Raw genomic sequence first — 18647 nt, forward strand, 5'->3', positions numbered from 1 at the left:
ATGTTCCATGCCAAAATGAAAGCAGAGACAGATGAGCAAGATAGAAAGCGGCGTCGCCCTGGTTACGGGCGCTTCCTCCGGTATCGGGTTGGTGACTGCGCAAGCGTTGCGACGCGCTGGATACAGAGTGTTTGGAACCAGCCGCAAGCCCATGCCGGATACTCCGGACGGAGTTGCCATGCTGGTATGCGACGTTACCGACGAGGAATCGGTGCAAAGGGCGGTAGATGAGATATTCGCCCGCGCAGGACGGATCGATCTTCTCGTCAACAATGCCGGGATCGGATTGCTTGGCGGAGCCGAGGAATCCTCTGCCGCGCAGGCGAAGGCTCTGTTCGAGGTGAACTTTTTCGGCGTCCTGCGGATGACGAATGCAATCCTTCCAGTGATGAGACGTCAGCGCAAAGGCAGGATCATCAACATGAGTTCCATCCTTGGGCTGATCCCCGCTCCCTATAACGCGCTTTACGCATCGACCAAGCACGCGATCGAGGGCTATTCCGAATCCCTTGACCACGAGGTCCGAACACAAGGCATCCGTGTCGTGCTCGTGGAGCCCGGTGTCACCCGTACGTCCTTCGAGGAGAACCTGACGCGACCGGATCATCCGCTTCCGTTATACGATACGGCTCGCACCAATGCAGAGAAACTGATGCGCGAGATTATTGGGACGGGTGATGCGCCGGAGGTCGTCGCCGGCATGGTGCTGAAAGCCGCGAGCGCCGCATCGCCGAAGAGACGCTACACTGCAGGCAAGGCAGCGGGACAGATCCGTTTCATACGCCGCTTCCTGCCGGAGTCTTTCGTCGACAAGAACCTTCGCAAGTTTAGCAGACTTCCCGCCTGATCACTTGATCGTCGGGCGGCACTCAAGGTCCGACGGTCATTATTTGGAAACGAAAGCTAGTTCTCATGAAGCATTGCTTGGGTGCGCCCTACGCCGATGAGCCCATGCTGCCCATTGCTTCCGAACAGCGTAAAATTCCCCGCGCGTCGCCTTTAGGCTCGACTCTTTTGCAATTTCATGTCACTTCGCTGCCATGAACCCCGATGTCAAAATTTGTGGCCTGAAGACGCCGGAAGCGGTGGACCGCGCTCTGGAGCGCGGGGCTACCCATATCGGTTTTATTTTCTTCGAAAAGAGCCCGCGCTATATCGAGCCCGATCTGGCCGGACAACTGGCGGAACGCGCGCGCGGCAAGGCGAAGATCGTTGCCGTCACGGTCAATCCCACGAATGACGATCTCGACGAGATCATGTCGCTGGTGAAGCCGGATATGCTGCAGCTCCATGGCAGTGAAAGCCCGGAGCGTGTGCTGACGATCAAAGCGGTCTATAATGTCCCCGTCATGAAGGCCATGGCGGTGCGCGATGCCGGCGATCTGAAGCGGGTGGAATCCTATATCGGCATTGCCGACCGGTTCCTGTTCGATGCTAAGCCGCCGGCCGGTTCGGAGCTGCCGGGCGGAAACGGCGTGTCCTTCGATTGGAGCCTGATGAGCTGGCTCGACGATCGGGTGGATTACATGCTGTCTGGCGGTGTGAACAAGGACAATGTCGCTGAGGCGCTGGCATCCACCAAGGCCACGGGTATCGATCTTTCCTCCGCCCTCGAAAGTGCGCCGGGCGTGAAGGATCTCGGGAAGATCGACCAGTTTTTCGACGCTTTTACAGAAGCATGTCTGCCGGAACCGGCAGCAGGGAGTAGAGAGTGAACCAGACGCCCAAACCCAATTCCTTCCGTGCCGGCCCCGATGAGGACGGCCGTTTCGGCATTTATGGCGGCCGTTTCGTAGCCGAAACGCTCATGCCACTGATCCTGGATCTGCAGGAGGAATGGAACAAGGCGAAGAACGATCCGGCCTTCCAGGCAGAGCTGAAGTCGCTCGGCGCCCATTATATCGGCCGCCCGAGCCCGCTCTACTTCGCTGAGCGCCTGACGGCCGAGCTTGGCGGCGCCAAGATCTATTTCAAGCGCGAAGAGCTGAACCACACCGGCTCGCATAAGATCAACAATTGTATCGGCCAGATCCTGCTCGCCAAGCGCATGGGCAAGACCCGCATCATCGCCGAAACCGGCGCCGGCCAGCATGGCGTCGCCTCCGCAACGGTGGCCGCCCGCTTCGGATTTCCCTGCGTCGTCTACATGGGCGCAACCGACGTCGAGCGCCAGGCGCCGAACGTTTTCCGCATGAAGCTGCTCGGCGCCGAGGTGATTCCGGTCACCGCCGGTAGCGGCACGCTGAAGGACGCCATGAACGAGGCCCTTCGCGACTGGGTCACCAATGTCGACGACACCTATTACCTGATCGGCACGGCCGCCGGCCCGCATCCCTATCCGGAAATGGTCCGCGACTTCCAGTCGGTCATCGGCACGGAAGCCAAGCAGCAGATGCTTGAGGCTGAAGGCCGCTTGCCGGATCTCGTCATCGCTGCCGTCGGCGGCGGTTCGAACGCCATCGGCATCTTCCATCCCTTCCTCGATGACGAGGACGTCAAGATCGTCGGCGTCGAAGCCGGCGGCAAGGGTCTGCAGGGCGACGAGCATTGCGCCTCGATCACCGCTGGCTCGCCCGGCGTGCTGCATGGCAACCGCACCTACCTGCTGCAGGATGGCGACGGCCAGATCAAGGAAGGACATTCGATATCGGCCGGCCTCGACTATCCCGGCATCGGCCCGGAACATTCCTGGCTGAATGATATCGGCCGCGTCGAATACGTGCCGATCATGGACCATGAGGCGCTGGAAGCCTTCCAGACGCTGACGCGCCTCGAGGGCATCATTCCGGCACTCGAGCCGAGCCATGCGCTTGCCGAAGTCATCAAGCGCGCGCCGAAGATGGGCAAGGACGAGATCATCCTGATGAACCTCTCCGGCCGCGGCGACAAGGACATCTTCACCGTCGGCAAGATTCTGGGAATGTGAGTTAGACGCCATGACCGCACGTATGGACAAACGCTTCGCCGCTTTGAAGGCTGAAGGCCGCCCGGCACTCGTCACCTATTTCATGGGTGGTGATCCCGACTATGAGACCTCGCTCGGCATCATGAAGGCGCTGCCGGAAGCCGGCGCCGACGTCATCGAACTCGGCATGCCCTTTTCCGATCCCATGGCCGATGGCCCGGCGATCCAGCTTGCCGGCCAGCGCGCCCTGAAGGCCGGCCAGACGCTGAAGAAGACGCTGCAGCTCGCTGCCGATTTCCGCAAGACGGATGCCGATACGCCGATCGTGATGATGGGCTACTACAATCCGATCTATATCTACGGTGTCGAGAAGTTCCTCGACGACGCGATTGCCGCTGGGATCGACGGCCTCATCGTCGTCGATCTGCCGCCGGAAATGGATGACGAGCTCTGCATCCCGGCGATCCGCAAGGGCATCAATTTCATCCGTCTCGCGACGCCGACCACCGATGACAAGCGCCTGCCGACCGTGCTGAACAATACGTCCGGCTTCGTCTACTACGTTTCGATGAACGGCATCACCGGCTCTGCTTTGCCGGACCCGTCGCTGGTCTCCGGCGCCGTCAAGCGCATCAAGCAGCATACGGACCTGCCGGTTTGCGTCGGCTTCGGTGTCAAGACGGCCGAGCATGCCAAGCTGATCGGCGCTTCCGCCGATGGCGTCGTCGTCGGTACGGCCATCGTCAACCAGATCGCCACCAGCCTGACCAAGGACGGCAAGGCGACATCAGACACCATCCAGGCCGTTGCCACGCTGGTGCGCGGTCTGTCGACGGGGACGCGTTCGGCGCGCCTTGTTGCTGCCGAATAGTTTTCCCACATAGGCGGAAAGCTTCAATCGGATTCGGTTGAAGAAACGGCCTGTGCGCATTAGAGCAATTCCAGGAAAAGTGCGAAGCGGTTTTCCGTCCGGAATTGCGTAAAAACAGAGGGATAGAGCGGGAAAGCGATTCCGTGAGACGCTGAACCGCTCTGTGTCGACTACGATATCGGTTAATTCAGTCGATCAGGAGTTTTCGAATTGAACTGGATCACGAATTACGTCCGCCCGCGGATCAATTCCATGCTGGGCCGCCGCGAAGTGCCGGAAAATCTCTGGATCAAGTGCCCGGAGACCGGCGAAATGGTCTTCCACAAGGATCTGGAAGACAACAAGTGGGTCATTCCCGCTTCCGGTTTCCATATGAAGATGCCGGCCAAGGCCCGCCTTGCCGATCTCTTCGACAATGGTGAGTACGAAGCTCTGCCGCAGCCGAAGGTCGCGCAGGACCCGCTGAAGTTCCGCGATTCGAAGAAATATACCGACCGCCTGAAGGACAGCCGCGTCAAGACCGAGCAGGAAGACACGATTCTCGTCGGCGTCGGCAAGGTTCGTGGCCTGAAGCTCGTTGCCGTCGTGCATGAATTCAATTTCATGGGCGGTTCGCTCGGCATCGCCGCTGGCGAAGCGATCGTCAAGGCGTTCGAACGCGCCATCGCCGAAAAGTGCCCGCTGGTAATGTTCCCGGCATCGGGCGGTGCGCGCATGCAGGAGGGCATTCTATCCCTCATGCAATTGCCGCGCACGACGGTTGCCGTCGACATGCTGAAGGAAGCCGGCCAGCCCTATATCGTCGTGTTGACCAATCCGACGACCGGCGGCGTCACCGCCTCCTACGCCATGCTCGGCGATGTCCATCTTGCGGAGCCGGGTGCGGAAATCTGCTTTGCCGGCAAGCGCGTCATCGAACAGACGATCCGCGAAAAGCTGCCGGAAGGCTTCCAGACCTCGGAATATCTGCTCGAGCACGGCATGGTCGACATGGTTGTCAAGCGTCACGACATCCCCGACACACTGGCAACGCTTCTGAAGATACTGACCAAGAAGCCGGCGAATGATGTGTCTGCGAAGGACCTGAATGGCGCGGCGTTGCCGATGGTGGCGCGCGCCTGATCTAAAACGGATGGCCAAAGGCGGAGGTGCGGGATGACGGCTATGGATCAATCCGCAATGAGCGAGGCGGCACGGGAGATCGACAAGCTGATGGGGCTGCACCCCAAAGGCTTCGATCTATCGCTTGATAGAATCACCCGGCTGCTCGACATCCTCGGCAATCCGCATAAAAAGTTGCCGCCGGTGATCCATGTCGCCGGCACCAACGGCAAGGGCTCGGTGACGGCCTTCTGCCGAGCGCTTCTCGAGGCCGGCGGCCTGAGCGTGCATGTCCATACCTCGCCACATCTCGTCAATTGGCACGAGCGCTACCGCCTGGGCATCAAGGGCGGCCGCGGCAAGCTCGTCGACGATGCGGTTTTCGCCGATGTGCTCCGGCGGATTGCCGACGCCAATGGCGGCGAGAAGATCACGGTCTTCGAAATCCTGACCGCGGCGACTTTCATGCTGTTTTCCGAGCAGCCGGCCGATGTCGCGATCATCGAAGTCGGCCTCGGCGGCCGTTTCGACGCCACCAACGTCATTTCCGATCCGGCCGCCTCCGTGATCATGCCGATCTCGCTCGACCACCAGCCCTATCTCGGCGACCGCGTCGAGCTGATCGCGGCCGAAAAGGCGGGGATCATGAAACCCGGCCGTCCCGTGGTCATCGGTCATCAGGAATATGATGCCGCCTTGGACGTGCTGATATCGACTGCCGAGCGGCTGCGTTGCCCGACGGCGGTTTTCGGCCAGGATTTTTCCGCTCACGAGGAATATGGCCGGCTGGTTTATCAGGACGAGTTCGGTCTCGCCGACCTGCCGCTGCCCCGCCTGCCGGGCCGGCATCAATATGCCAACGCCGCCGCTGCCATCCGTGCCGTCAAGGCCGCGGGCTTTGTCGTCACCGAAGCGATGATGGAAAAGGCGATGGCCTCGGTCGAATGGGCGGGCCGCCTGCAGCGTCTGACGGAAGGCGATTTGTTGGTGCACGCACCCGAAGGCGCGGAAATCTGGGTCGACGGCGGCCACAATCCCGGCGCCGGCGAGGTCATTGCCGAAGCCATGGCCAATTTCGAGGAGCGCCAGCCGCGACCGTTGTTCCTGATTACCGGCATGATCAATACCAAGGATCCTGTCGGCTATTTCAAGGCATTCACCGGCCTGGCGGAAAAGGTCTATTGCGTGCCGATCCGCGGCAGCGATTCGATGATCGACCCCGTGGTTTTGGCCGGCGCGGCTTACGATGCTGGTCTGGTGGCCGAACCGATGTCGAGCGTCGGCCAAGCGCTGGATGCGATCAAGGAACTGGCCGTACCCGATTTGCCGGCGCCGCGCATTCTGATCGGCGGCTCGCTATATCTCGTCGGTGATGTCCTTGCCGATAACGGCACGCCGCCGAAGTGATTCCGGTGCCTTGATCAACAACCCGCTCTCGTGCTTCGAGACGGCCCTGCGGGCCTCCTCGGCATGAGGGCTGACCTTTTCGCCCAGCCGCGCCACGGGCTCATCATTCATCTCTGCGTTGCCGTGGCGACGAGCCTGCTTCATCCTCGCCCTGATGGTACGAAGCCTCGAAGAGCGAGGATGGCCCGTGTTCTCCGACCAACAAAAAGCCCGCACGAAGCGGGCTTTTTCATTCTCTCAGTCGATACCGATTAGGCAGCGCTGGAAATCCAGCTCTGCAGGGCGGTCTTGGGAGCGGCGCCAACCTTGATGTCGGCAACTTCGCCGGCCTTGAACATGGCAAGCGTCGGGATCGAGCGAACGCCGAACTGGGCAGCCAGTTCCGGGTTTTCATCGATGTTGAGCTTGGCGACCTTCACCTTGCCTTCGAACTGTACGGCGAGCTCTTCGAGAGCAGGCGCGATCATCTTGCACGGACCGCACCATTCGGCCCAGAAATCAACGACGACAGGCTCTGCGGACTGCAGGACTTCGGCAGCGAAGTTGGAGGTATCGACTTTCACGGTAGCCATAGGCTGCTCCTTACCAGGATTTGCGGGTTGCTAGATATGTGATGGTGCGGTGCCCAAATTTCAATATTTGGTATTTCACTTTGTTTTGAGCTCCGCAAGCGCCAATGCGAGCGCTTCTTGGGAGAGCGTGTGGATCGAGGCGTTCTCGGTGTAGACAAGCACGCAATCGATGCGTTTGCCGGGATAGAGCGGCGAAAGGATCTCGCGATAGATGGCAAGCTGGGCCCGGTGGGCGAAAGGAATCCCTTCGGCACCACGCGGCGGCACGCGATTCGTTTTGTAATCGAGGATGACCACGCGATCGTCGAGCACGGTCAGCCGGTCGATGCGGCCGGAGACGGCATAGTTTTGATCGCCGAGCGTCAGCGTGCCCATGATCGAGACTTCGGCCTGGGCATGGGCGCTGAAAACACCCTGCAGGTCTGGGTGCGACAGCAGCGCCATCACCGCGTTGATCAGCGCTTCGCGTTCGGCCTCAGGCCAGAAGCGTGCGGCTCGCTCGGCGTAGCGCCGCGCGGCATCGGCGCGATCTGCCGGCGCGATCTCCGGCAATGTCTGCAGCATGCGGTGGATGAAGCGGCCCTTTTCCAGCGAGCGATCCGATTTGGGCTTCTCGGTGAACAGCGGCGAGGCGACAAGCAGATTGTCGGCTTCATCGTCGATGATGGTGCCGGCACCGGAAGGGCTGAGCGGCCGGGGTAGGTTTCGCTGCGGCGGCAGCGGCCGGCTTAATCCCACCGGCAGCGCTCCTCGGTCCACGGTCGCTTCCGCCTGTTCCATGTGCTCGAAACTGCGCTCGACCTGGGTCACGCGCCAGCTCAAACCCTGCCACTCGCCATCCGGTCCGGAAAAGCTGACAGGCGTGCAGCGCTCGCCATCCTGGCGCAGCGTCCTGGAAATCATAGCATGCCATGTATCGACGTTTTCGCGAATGCCGCGATAGCCGCAGACAATCAGCCGGTCGGCGGCGCGTGTCATGCCGACATAGAGCAGGCGGCGATATTCCTCCTCCGCCAGCGACTGCAGCCTCGTCGCATCGGCCTGTGTCAGCGAATTGGCAAGTGCGCTGACCGGCACCCAGACGGGCAGCGGGATTTCGCCTTTGCCGGTCTCGATCAGGCGCAGCTTCGGCAAATGCGTATGGGTAAAGGCCTTGCCGCCGCCATCGACGAGGAAGACGATCGGCGCTTCCAGGCCCTTGGAGGCATGCACCGTCATGATCCGCACCTCGTTGCGGCCCTTGTCCTGCTCCCGCTTCACGGTCGGCGCCTCCAGCTCCAGCGTCGAGATGAAGGATTGCAGACCCGGCAGGCCGGAAGTTTCGTGGTCCAATGTAAAGGTCAGGAACTCGTCTAGGATGTCGCTGACTTCGGTGCCGAGCCGCGCCAGGAACTGCCGCCGGCCGCCGAAGCTGCCGAGAACGCGAGCGTAGAAGTCATGCACGGATAGGCTCTTGGAGAGTGCCAGGAAGGTTTTCAGCCGGTCGAGGACATGCCGGAAGCGCTCATTGCCGTCATCGGCGAATTTTTGGAGATGGCTCCAGACGCTTTCATCATCGCCGCGATAGGCCGCGACGGCGAACACATCGTCTTCACCGAGATCGAACAGGGGGCTCTTCAACAGCGCTGCCAACGAAAGATCGTCTTCCGGCAGCAACAGGAAACGGCCAAGCGCCAAAAGGTCTTGAATGGCGATGTGGCTAGTCAGCACCAGGCGGTCGGCGCCGGCAACGGGAATGTTGTTGCGCCGCTTCAAGGCCCGAGTCAGCGCGTTGACGAAGCTGTCACGCTTGCGCACCAGCACCAATATATCGCCGGCCTCGATGAAGCGCGCCTTTCCCTTGTCGATGATCGTCTCGCGGCCAATGACGTTGCCGATCGTCTGCGCCATGCGCCGCGCCAGGATCGCCGCCGGCGCGCTTTCCGGCGTCGAATCGAAGGGCGCCGTCCAGTCTTCCTCCTTCGCCAGCGGCTCGGGCGCAATCATCTCCCAGAGATCGACGGCGCCGGGATGACCGATGCGGCTGGAGCGGTGCACGACGGGCTCGGCGGCGGCACTGAGGCCACGGGCATTCTCGGGCGCCGTGAAGACATGGTCGACGGCGGCCAGCACGTCGGCGGTGGAACGGAAGGAGAGCGGAAGGCGGATCGATGAAAACTGCTGGCCGCTATTATCCACGCGCCGCCGCGTCCGGTCGCTCTCCTCGGAGAAACGTTCGGGCCGCGCACCCTGGAAGGAATAGATCGACTGCTTTTCGTCGCCGACCGCGAAGATCGTCCTGAGGGTCGGGCGCGCGCTTTCCCCGGAGAAGAAATCCTCCGCCAGCGATTGGATGACGCTCCATTGGATCGGGCTGGTATCCTGCGCCTCGTCGACGAGGATATGGTCTATGCCCTGGTCGAGCTTGTAGTGGATCCAGGGGCCGACGTCCTTCTTGGTCAGCAGATCGGCGGTGCGGGTGATCAGGTCTTCGAAATCGAGCTGGCTGCGCCGCTTCTTCAGTTCTTCATAGTCGCGGTTCAGCCGGTCGGCGAGGGTAAGCGCCGGCCGGGTGGCGCGATACATCCGCATCAGCTTCAGCCGGTCGCGGCAAACGACGACATGGGCGCGGGCGGCAGCGACTGCGTCGGCCAGCGCGGGTGCATCGGCCAGCATCGCCTTGACGAAAAACTGGCTGTCCGACTTCGGCTCGCCCTTGGCGGTCAGCATGACCTTTTCGAGGATCTCCGCGCGGGCGATCGGGTTCGCTTCGCGTTTGGCAAGGCGCAGCCCATAGGCGATGTCCTGCGCTTTTGCCCCACCCTTGAGATCGGCAAGCGTGAGATAGAGCTCCAGCGCCGAGCCTGAAAGGCCGGGCAGAGGCCAATACTGCTCCGCTATCCCAGCTTCGGTGTCATCGGGAGAGAGACCGAGCCGGGTCAGCAGCGCAGCCTCAATGCCGCCGTTCCGTTCGGCTTCCGCAGTGAAGCGCCTGATAGCATTGCGGTTGGCGACGATTTCGCCCAGCAATGTCTCCAGGCCGGATTCGTCGCCGAGATCGAGCACATAGGCGAAGGCCTCGGCAAGTTCGGCATTCGGATCATGCGGCGTTGCCGTCAACAGGGACCGACGGGCATCATCCAGCAGGGTCGCCGCGGCGCGATCGTCGAGAACCGAGAAATGGCCGGCGACATTGGCTTCCAGCGGGAATTGATGCAGCAGCGCTTCGCAGAAGGCGTGGATCGTCTGGATCTTCAGCCCGCCCGGCGTTTCCAGCGCCTTGGCAAAGAGGCGGCGAGCTTCGGCGAGCTTCAAGAGACCCGGCTCCGCGCCTTCGATCTCGGTGATTCGCGCCTTCAGCTCCTCGTCCGGCAATGTTGCCCAGGCAGCTAGGCGATCGAAGACGCGGTTCGACATCTCCGACGCCGCGGCCTTGGTATAAGTGAGGCAGAGAATGGCTGACGGCCGCGCGCCGGCGAGCAACAGGCGGATGACGCGCTGGGTCAGCACATGCGTCTTGCCGGAACCGGCATTGGCCGAGACCCAGGCGGACCGTTCCGGATCGGAGGCGATCGATTGCTGCACAGTCGTCCAGCCGATCCAGACGCCAGGATCGTCGCTATCGGGCAGGGCGCTGAGTTCGCCGTCGGAAAGCTCACTCATCGCCGCCTCCCTCCTGTTCGGTCTCCGCTGTCGACCATTCGGAGGCGCGGGCCAGGTGATCGTAGTCGCCGCCATATTCGAATTGTTGGGCGGGGATCAGCCGTGACGAGAAGCCCTTTTCGCCGGACTGCAGCAGGGCAACGAATTTGACGAGTTGGTCCATCGACTCCTCCGCCAAATCCATAGCCGACTTTGTTTCCGTCTTGCCGCTGCGGCCGGAAAGTTCGTTGTTGACCTGATCGACCTTGAAGCGATCGCCGGGCCTCAGACGCACATAAAGCAGGTTCTCCGGAGCAAGTGCGCCGACATCGCGGAAAGCGCCGGCCTTGAGTGCGTAAGCCTCCAGAGCCAATTGCGGATCGAGCAGCGCGCGGGCCTGCGCCGGCGAGGGATTGTAACCGGTCTTGTAGTCGATGATGTCTGCCGCCCTGTTGCCTTTGAAATCGATGCGGTCGGCAACGCCGGTCAAGCGGATGCCGATCGGCTCGATCTCGACGCCCGCAGGCACTTCCGTTGCCGTCGAGCGGATCTCAGGCCGCCGCTCCGCTTCCCAGGCGAGAAAAGCGCGCGCCACTTCGCGGAAACGTGGCCGCCAGACGCTATCGATATGAACCGGCAGTTGCTCCGCGTCGAAAAGCTCGGCCACGATACGATCCATAGCCAGCGATGCATTCGGCGTTCCCGCGATATGACCCTCACGGATAAAGCGATCGATGATCTTGTGATAGAGCGTGCCGCGCTCGGCCGGGCCGGGCTCGCGGTTGAAGGGAGCGATCGGGTCGAGCCGCAGGACGCGTCGGGCGTAGATCGCATAGGGATCGCGGCGGAGGCGGCCGACCTCGCTGAAGGAATAGCTTTTCGGCTGTAGCCCGGCTGGCGGTTTCGGGGATGGCCTCAGCGCCGGCGCCTGGTTTTCGCCTTCGTCGATCATCCCAGCCCAATGGCGATATTGATCGCCGCGCGCTTTCAATTCCCCGGCAAACGTCTTGCCGCCCAGCGCCATCAGCCGCTGCAGCCAGCGCGACGCCACGGTCGGGGTCGAGCCCTGTCGCAGTGCGCGCGAATAGATCAGGTCGCGCGTCCCATTCGCCATTTCGAAATCGTGGGCAAGCTGACCGATGCGGCGCTCCGGCGGTTCCAGGCCGATCGCGGTCTTCATCGTGCGGGAGATGAAGGGATTGTTGGCGGTCTGGCCCGGCCAGGAGCCTTCGTTGAGCCCGCCGAGGATCAACGTATCGACGCTCTGCAGGCGCGCTTCCAGCGTACCGAAGATGAACAGCCGCGGATGGCTCAGTGCCCGCGGCTTGACTGCCTGCCCGGCGGAGAGCGCGGCCATGATATCGATCCACTGCGGCCCATCCGCTTCGAGCTGGCCTTCGGTTTCCATGACCTCCTTCAGCAGGCTTGCCATCGTATCGCCGGCCTCGCCGGACCAGAGTCCGGCCAAGTTGCCGCGCTCATCGGCGGCAACGGCTTCAAGGGCGCGGCCCGTGCGATCGGCCCATTCGGAAAGGGTGGGAAGTCCGGCGGATGATGGTGTAAGCGCTGAGGTCAGCGGCTCGCATGCCGCTGCGATCTTTCGGGCCAGCGCGCGCGCATGTTCCACGGCTTCCGGAGGCAGGGATTTGCGCCAGTGCGGCGCATGTCGGTCCATTGCCTGTTCGGTGAGCTGCCGGTCGAGCAGGGATTCCAGCGCGCCGATATCGACATCGGCGATGCCGCCCCTCAAGGCGAGCACTTCCAGCGCATCGACGCCAAGCTGCAAGGCATCCGTGCGAAAGCCGAAGCGGGCGAGGGGATGCTTGATGAGCGAGACGATGGCAACGGGGTCGCCGGGGCGAAGCGTCGCCTCGAGCAGCAATTGCAGCAGCGCCCCTTGCGGCGTGGCGGCGAGCGGCGTTCCGGCCGAATCGTCGGCGGTGATGCCGAAGCGGGCCAGCTCCGCCGTCACGCGCCGCGCCAGATTGCGATCCGGCGTGATCAGTGCCGCCTGGCTTTCGCCGCCGTTGCGCCCCGGCTTCTCCAGCGCGAGCCGCAAGGCGATGGCGATTGCCGTCGCCTCTTCGCGTTCGTTCGTCGCCTCGATTAGCGCGACATCGGCGAAGGCTCGCGCAATGGCGTCCGGCGCCAGCGTCTTTTGCCATGCCCCCCAGCCGCTGGTCGCTTTCGCTGGCGCCAGGGCGCGCGACAGGACCTCAGCGCGAATCTGCATGCTCTCCGGCGCCTCGGCGACGGTTTCCACATCGCTTCGCTCCACGCGCAGCCGCTTCAACAGCAGCGACAGGCCATATTGTGAATGGCTGCGTGTCGTCGGATCGACCCTAGCGCCAGCGCCCGTCTCCGGCGCCACAAGCCGCCATTCCTCCTCCGGCATCGAAAGATCGAGCCCCGGAAGCACAATGACGCCCTGCGGCAGGGAGGCAACGGCGGCAATCAGCTCCGCCGTTGCCGGAACCGAACCGGTGGAGCCGGCGATGATGATCGGCCCGGCATGCTGCATTGTGGCAAACCGTTGCGCCTCGGCACGCAGGATGGCGTTGCGGTGTCTGGCGGGCGAGGATTTGCCGAGTTCCTCCAGCCGCGCCGGCCAGAAAGCACTGGCAATCTGCAGGAATTCGGTCGTCAATTGCCACCAGAGCGCATGGTCGTCGGCGCTAAGCTTGGCAAGCTCGGCCCAGTCGCGATCCTCGGTCTCGATGGAATCGATGAGTTCGGCGAGATTGCGCGCCAGCCAAATGGCGTCTGCCGGGCTTGCCGGAGCGACGAGCGGCGAATCCGAATGAATGTCGCGGACGATCTGCGGCAGCCTGTTGCGCCAGGCAAGGATCAGCCGTGCCAGTTCCAACAGCCGCGCGGTATTGGCGAGCGGCTGTGCCAGATCCGCGGTCGCGGGCAGAGCCTCTTCGAAATAGCCGCTATCGTCGTCCGTCTCGCCGAGCGGGCGGATCACCGGCAGGATCGCGGAGCGGCCGCCAAGCAGATCGACGAATTCCGAACGCAGCACGCGCGCCGCGCGCCTTGTCGGCAGGAAGATGGTAACCTTGGCAAGCGATAGCGGATCGCCGGGATCGTGGCGAAAGTGCTCGGTCAGTCGGCCATCACAGAGAGCGCTGGCAAGGGTCTTGAGAAAAGGCAGGCCCGCCGGGATCGTCAGGATGCGTTGCCGGTGCCCGCCCGTCATCCGTCACGCAAACGCCCGGAAAGTCCGGATCGTTTCCTCCGCCTCGCCGATCGCCTCCGGCGTGCCGACGGTCAGCCAATGGCCGTCCATCATCGTGCCGTAGAGCCGGCCCTTGGCGATTCCCTTGTCGAAATAGATGTTGATGTTGAAGGCATCATTTGGCGCATCGTCAAGAAGGGAGGGGTTCATGACGAAGGCGCCGGCATAGACGACGCCATTATATTGCGCGTCGCGATAGCGTGTAAGCCGGCCGTCCCCAGCCATGCTGAAATCGTTCTTGCCGTTGTGACCCGTGGTTCTTTCCAGCTCGACGCACAGCATCGCCATATCCATGCGCTGCTCGTCGAAGAATCCGGCTAATCGCTCGAGGTTTGTTGGTTGGCCGGGTTTCTCGCCGATCCAGAACAAGTCGGCATTCATGACGAAAACAGAATCGCGGCTCAGCAGCGTCAGGCCTTTGACGATGCCGCCGCCATTGTTCATCAGCGCATCGCGTTCATCTGAGATCAGGATGTCTAATCCGCGATAGTTCCGAAGATGCGCCTCCATCTGATCGGCATGATGATGGACGTTCACGACGGCCCGCTCGACACCGGCTTCGGCCAGGGCATCCAGCGTATAATCGATCATCGGCTTGCCGGCGATCTTTACCAGCGGTTTTGGGATGGTATCGGTAATTGGCCGCATGCGGGTCCCGAGGCCCGCGGCCAATACCATGGCTTGCTTGATGGTCATCTCGTCTCGAATTTGTGATTCGCTCGGCTGTCTTCCTTTAGCATATTGCAGGAAAACCGTCGCCCGGTCTCGGTCAGCTAGACGTCGCCTATTCCAGCTCGTGCACACCATTCGCGCAACGGAGCGAGCGTTTCGTGTTCGAAAGCGATGGCGAGATAGGCGAGCGTGCGTGGCATATGCTTCATATAGCCGGGCTTGCCGTCGCGCTGCAGCAGCCGCACCCAGAGGCCGGCGAGCTTGCAATTGCGCTGCGCCGACATGATCGCCCAGCTCTTCAGGAACTTTGCTTCGTCGAAACCGCCTTGGGCATGCCGCAGCGACAGATAATCCGCTATCAATTCATCATGCAGATCGCGCTCAATGGTGACACGCGCGTCCTGGACGATGGAGGCAAGGTCATAGGCCGTCGGGCCGATCATCGCATCCTGGAAATCGATGAGGCCGATTCGCTGGATGCCCTTTTCCTTGACCCGCCAGATGATATTCGGCGAATGGAAATCGCGCAGCAGCAGGTTCTTTTCAGCATCGTCCAGCTCATCGATCAGGCCGTTCCAGATCGCCAGATAGTCGGCCCTTTCCTCGTCGCTCGCCGGCGCACCGCGTTTCCAGGGCAGATGCCAGTCGATGAGCAACCGCGCTTCCATCGTCATGGCCGTCCGGTCGAAATCCGGAATATGATGGACGTGATCCGGCGTGACCGGGATGTCCTGCGGGATATGAAGGCTGTGCAGATGCGCCAGGCAGGCGACGCTTGCCCGGTAGCGATCGGCGATCGGCTTGCCTTCCTTGTCGAGCACGCCATCGGTGCCGAGATCCTCGATCAAAAGAATGCCCTGATCATAGTCGGCCGCGAAGATCTCCGGCGCGGCAAAGCCGTTTTCGCGCAGGACATTGGCGATCGCCACGAAGGGATAGGCATCCCAGGCGAGATGCGCGACTTTGGGGTAGGGCTTTCCGTCGAGCACCGGCGGCCCTTCGGGCAGCCGCGGCCAGTCCATCAGGATCACACGCTTACCGCCGCCATGCGGATGGATGGATTCGTAGGCGCGCAGCGAAGCATCGCCCGTCAGGAAACGCCGCCGAGCGCCGGCATAACCATTGGTGTCGAGGAAAGCGCGGATCGCCAGAACGCGCTGGATGCGGGCGAATTGCTTGGCCGATGCCACAATGGTCGCGCGGCGGCCTTCGCCTTCGTGCTCGAGCTTGAGATCGATGCGCTCTTTCGGCAGTTCGCCTTCGGCCATCTCCGGCCATTCCACCAGGCAGATGCCGGTCTGCAGCGCCTCGTCGAAGCCGAGTTCGTCGAGTTCACTGGGGTCGCCCAGACGGTAGAGATCGAAATGCGAAACCGGGATGCGCAGCTCGTAGGACTGCACGAGCGTGAAGGTAGGGCTTGGTACGTCCAGTTCCGAATCATCGGCCATGGCGCGCAGCAGGGCGCGGGCGAGCGAGGATTTGCCGGCGCCGAGATCGCCCGACAGCGCCAGGCAGTCGCCGGCCTTGAGCGCCAGCGCCAGATCTTCGCCCAGGCGAGTGGTTGCCGCGTCGTCTGCCAGGAAAAGGGAGATGCTTGTGTTCGCTGCTGTCATTCTGCTGCGACGGAGTGCGGCAATTCGGCGGAGGGAATCCGACACGTGACCGTGGTTCCCTTGCCCGGCTGGCTTTCGATCGAGACCTGGCCGTCGTGCAGGCTGACGAAGCTTTCGACGATGGAGAGACCGAGACCGGCGCCGCTGCGCTTGCCGCCCTTGCCGCTGGAAGCAAAGCGGTTGAACACGGTGCGCATGATCTCTTCAGGGATGCCCGGACCTTTGTCGGCGACCGAGAAGACGAAATCGGTGCCTTCGCGTGCGCATCTCAATTCGATCGTCGAGCCTTCCGGCGCGAAATTGGCGGCATTGGTCAGAAGCTTGAGCAGGATTTGCTTCAGCCGTTGTTGATCCGCAACCACGGAACCGAGATGGGCGGGGACGGTGATTTCCAGCGTGACGCCGCTTTCCTGCAGCCGATCGGCGATCTGCATCGACACCTCGTCCAGAAGGTCGTCGAGCCCGATCTCGGAATAGTTCAGCCGCATGATGCCGGCATCGACCGTTGCAAGATCGAGAATGTCGTTGACCAGCGTCAAGAGCACCGAGGAAGAGGTGGAGATATGATCGATATACTCTGCCTGCCGGTCGTTCAGCGACCCGATGCCCGGCGTCTTCAAAAGATCGGTAAAGCCGATGATATTGGTTAGCGGCGAGCGCAGCTCGTAGGAAACATGCTGGACGAAATCGTTCTTCAGCTCGTCGGCCTTCAGCAGCGCCTCGTTCTTTTCGGTCAGCGCCCGTTCGGCGCGCACGCTGTCGGTCTTGTTGACGAAGGTCAGCATGGTCTGCGCATTCGGCAGCGGAATGACGGCATAATCGAGGACTAGGTTGGAGTAGAGCTCCAGCGTGCCCTGCGACGACGGGCGTTCGTCGTCGAAGCTGGTGATCTGCTCGGCAAACCGCTTCCAGCCGTCCGGCCGGTCGTAGGAGGGCGCGCAGGCCTCGGCCAGAGCCTGGATATGCGTGCCGGGCTTCGCCTGTGCCTCGGTGATGTTCCACAGGATGCGGAATGCCGGGTTGGAGAGGCGGATGCGGCCATCGGGGCCAAAGACGGCAACGCCTTCGGAGAGATGGTCGATCGTCTCGCCCTGCACCTTGACCAGCGTGTTGTAGCGGGTTTCGAGATCGACCTGCTCGGTCAGATTCTCGAATACCCATGTGGCGCCGCCTTGCGGGTGGGCGGTGGCGAAAACCCGCAGGGTCTGACCGTTCGGCAGGTGCCAGAGATCCGATTGGGTGTCGAGCGCGCGGTAGACGGACAAGACTCCGTCTTTCCAGGTCTTCCAGTTCAGTTGCTCCGGCAGCTTCTTGGCGCCGCGCAGCCGATCCAGCAGCTCGCTATTGTCAGGTTTCTTCTCGAGGAAGGCGATGTCGAGCTCCCAAAGCTGGACGAAGGCCTGATTGTAGAATTGCAGCCGCCGGTCACCGTCGAAAATCGCGACCGGTGTCGCAAGATGATCGAGCGTCTCGGCATGGCTCTTCAGCGTGCGCGCCAGCTCGGCACGGACTGCTTCCGCTTCCGAAACGTCGATAGCGATGCCGGCCGAACCATCAGATGATTTGACGTCGATGACATCGAAGAAGGTGCGATTGCCGTGTACGACGGTGGAAATCTTGTCGTGGAAAGGCGATTCCGGCGTGGTGGATGCACGGATGCGCTCGCGCGCGACGGTCGTCAGGAATTCGCGGCCTTCGCGGATGGCTTCATCCGGCGACACCGCCTCGACTGCTTCGCCATAGGCCTGGTTGACCCAGGTCAGCTTGCCCTCGGTATCGCGCCGCCAGACCGGCAGGTCGATGGCATCGAGCAGGTTCTGGAAAGCGGAGATCGAAGTCATGAGCCGGTCGCGCTCGATCTTGAGCTCGGCCAGTTCGGCGCGCAGATTGTTGAGCGCGATGAAGCGGACGAAGGCGCGGCCGCCGGAGATGCGGCCCTGCGCCTCCAATATCTCGTCGCGGTTCGTCTCGACCACCATATCGAAGCTTTGGCCGCTGCTGCGCAGCTTGTCGATCGCCTTTTCCAGCTCGCCGGCCGACCAGGATTTCAGCCAGCGGCCGAAAGCGAGGAATTCGTTGTCCTGCGGCGCGCCGGTCTCGACGGGGAGCTGGCCAAGCAGCTCCGGCCGTGCGTTCTGCCCGTCCCAGATGACGATCCGGCGATTCTTGTCGGCGATCAGCGCCTGATACTGCGAAATGCGCTGGTTCGCGTCCGATAGCGCCGTACGGATCTCGCGGCTTTCGCTTTCCATATTGCCGCGCTGGCGGACCACCCAGACCGTCGACAGAAGTGCCGCGGAAATTACGCCGATGATGACGGAAAAGACGGCCATTTCGGAGGAGGTAAAGAGACGGGCTACCGCCGGCGTGCCGGCGCTCGTCTGCGCCAGAACGGGACCCGCCAGGCCGCTGACGATGCCGCCGAAAACGCTGAAACGCAGCAAGCGACCCAATGAGGCCAAAAGGCCTGCATTCGTCCGCCGCTTTGCTCGCGGTAAAAGCATATATGCGCCGCCCTGCCGCCGCCGCGCGATCGCCGCTGGGGGTATCGCTGGCTCAGGCAGGTTGTCTTTCCCTTCAGACATAAGCGGTCTGTCTCCGTCCTTCAGAGCATGATGCCGAAAAGTGTAAGCGGTTTTCGGAC

At 62.2% G+C, this 18647-nt stretch carries 12 protein-coding genes; 6 read left to right on the top strand and 6 right to left on the bottom strand.

What is annotated here, in order from left to right:
• Positions 1-31 precede the first annotated feature (31 nt).
• The 6 genes from N2601_RS17485 to N2601_RS17510 all read left to right on the top strand — a co-directional run bounded on the left by N2601_RS17485 (position 32) and on the right by N2601_RS17510 (position 6284).
• Positions 32-847 (top strand): oxidoreductase, encoded by an 816-nt coding sequence (locus N2601_RS17485; protein ID WP_104821451.1) that lies wholly within the window; start codon positions 32-34, stop codon positions 845-847.
• 193 nt (positions 848-1040) lie between these two features.
• Positions 1041-1715 (top strand): phosphoribosylanthranilate isomerase, encoded by a 675-nt coding sequence (locus N2601_RS17490; protein ID WP_104821452.1) that lies wholly within the window; start codon positions 1041-1043, stop codon positions 1713-1715.
• Positions 1712-2926 (top strand): tryptophan synthase subunit beta, encoded by a 1215-nt coding sequence (gene trpB, locus N2601_RS17495; RefSeq protein ID WP_104821453.1) that lies wholly within the window; start codon positions 1712-1714, stop codon positions 2924-2926. The genes N2601_RS17490 and trpB overlap by 4 nt, the downstream gene beginning before the upstream one ends.
• Positions 2927-2936: 10 nt before the next feature.
• Positions 2937-3776, top strand: coding sequence for a tryptophan synthase subunit alpha (gene trpA, locus N2601_RS17500; protein WP_104821454.1), 840 nt, complete (start codon positions 2937-2939; stop codon positions 3774-3776).
• A 210-nt stretch (positions 3777-3986) separates the two neighbouring features.
• Positions 3987-4898 carry an acetyl-CoA carboxylase, carboxyltransferase subunit beta gene (accD, locus tag N2601_RS17505; RefSeq protein WP_104821455.1) on the top strand — a complete coding sequence of 304 codons (912 nt, stop codon included), beginning with the start codon at positions 3987-3989 and terminating at the stop codon, positions 4896-4898.
• Between the two features lie 57 nt (positions 4899-4955).
• A complete protein-coding gene (locus N2601_RS17510) occupies positions 4956-6284 on the top strand; it encodes a bifunctional folylpolyglutamate synthase/dihydrofolate synthase (protein WP_199773553.1) in 1329 nt (442 codons plus the stop codon).
• 251 nt (positions 6285-6535) lie between these two features.
• On the opposite strand, the gene trxA is transcribed toward N2601_RS17510, so the two are convergent.
• The 6 genes from trxA to N2601_RS17540 all read right to left on the bottom strand — a co-directional run bounded on the left by trxA (position 6536) and on the right by N2601_RS17540 (position 18588).
• Positions 6536-6856 (bottom strand): thioredoxin, encoded by a 321-nt coding sequence (gene trxA / locus N2601_RS17515; protein WP_028753820.1) that lies wholly within the window; start codon positions 6854-6856, stop codon positions 6536-6538.
• 75 nt (positions 6857-6931) lie between these two features.
• Positions 6932-10498 (bottom strand): double-strand break repair helicase AddA, encoded by a 3567-nt coding sequence (gene addA / locus N2601_RS17520; protein WP_260303248.1) that lies wholly within the window; start codon positions 10496-10498, stop codon positions 6932-6934.
• Positions 10491-13679, bottom strand: coding sequence for a double-strand break repair protein AddB (addB, locus tag N2601_RS17525; RefSeq protein WP_104821457.1), 3189 nt, complete (start codon positions 13677-13679; stop codon positions 10491-10493). Before addB ends, addA begins: the two co-directional genes overlap by 8 nt.
• Before the next feature lie 3 nt (positions 13680-13682).
• On the bottom strand, positions 13683-14414 hold the full coding sequence (locus N2601_RS17530; RefSeq protein ID WP_104821458.1) for a nucleotidyltransferase family protein: 732 nt from the start codon (positions 14412-14414) through the stop codon (positions 13683-13685).
• Between the two features lie 77 nt (positions 14415-14491).
• The gene (gene tsaE, locus N2601_RS17535) at positions 14492-16003 is read right to left on the bottom strand and encodes a tRNA (adenosine(37)-N6)-threonylcarbamoyltransferase complex ATPase subunit type 1 TsaE (RefSeq protein WP_104821459.1); all 1512 of its coding nucleotides are present in this window, start codon (positions 16001-16003) and stop codon (positions 14492-14494) included.
• Positions 16000-18588 (bottom strand): sensor histidine kinase, encoded by a 2589-nt coding sequence (locus tag N2601_RS17540; protein WP_104821460.1) that lies wholly within the window; start codon positions 18586-18588, stop codon positions 16000-16002. Before N2601_RS17540 ends, tsaE begins: the two co-directional genes overlap by 4 nt.
• Positions 18589-18647 lie beyond the last annotated feature (59 nt).

Source organism: Rhizobium sp. CB3060, from assembly GCF_025200735.1.
GTDB lineage: Bacteria > Pseudomonadota > Alphaproteobacteria > Rhizobiales > Rhizobiaceae > Rhizobium.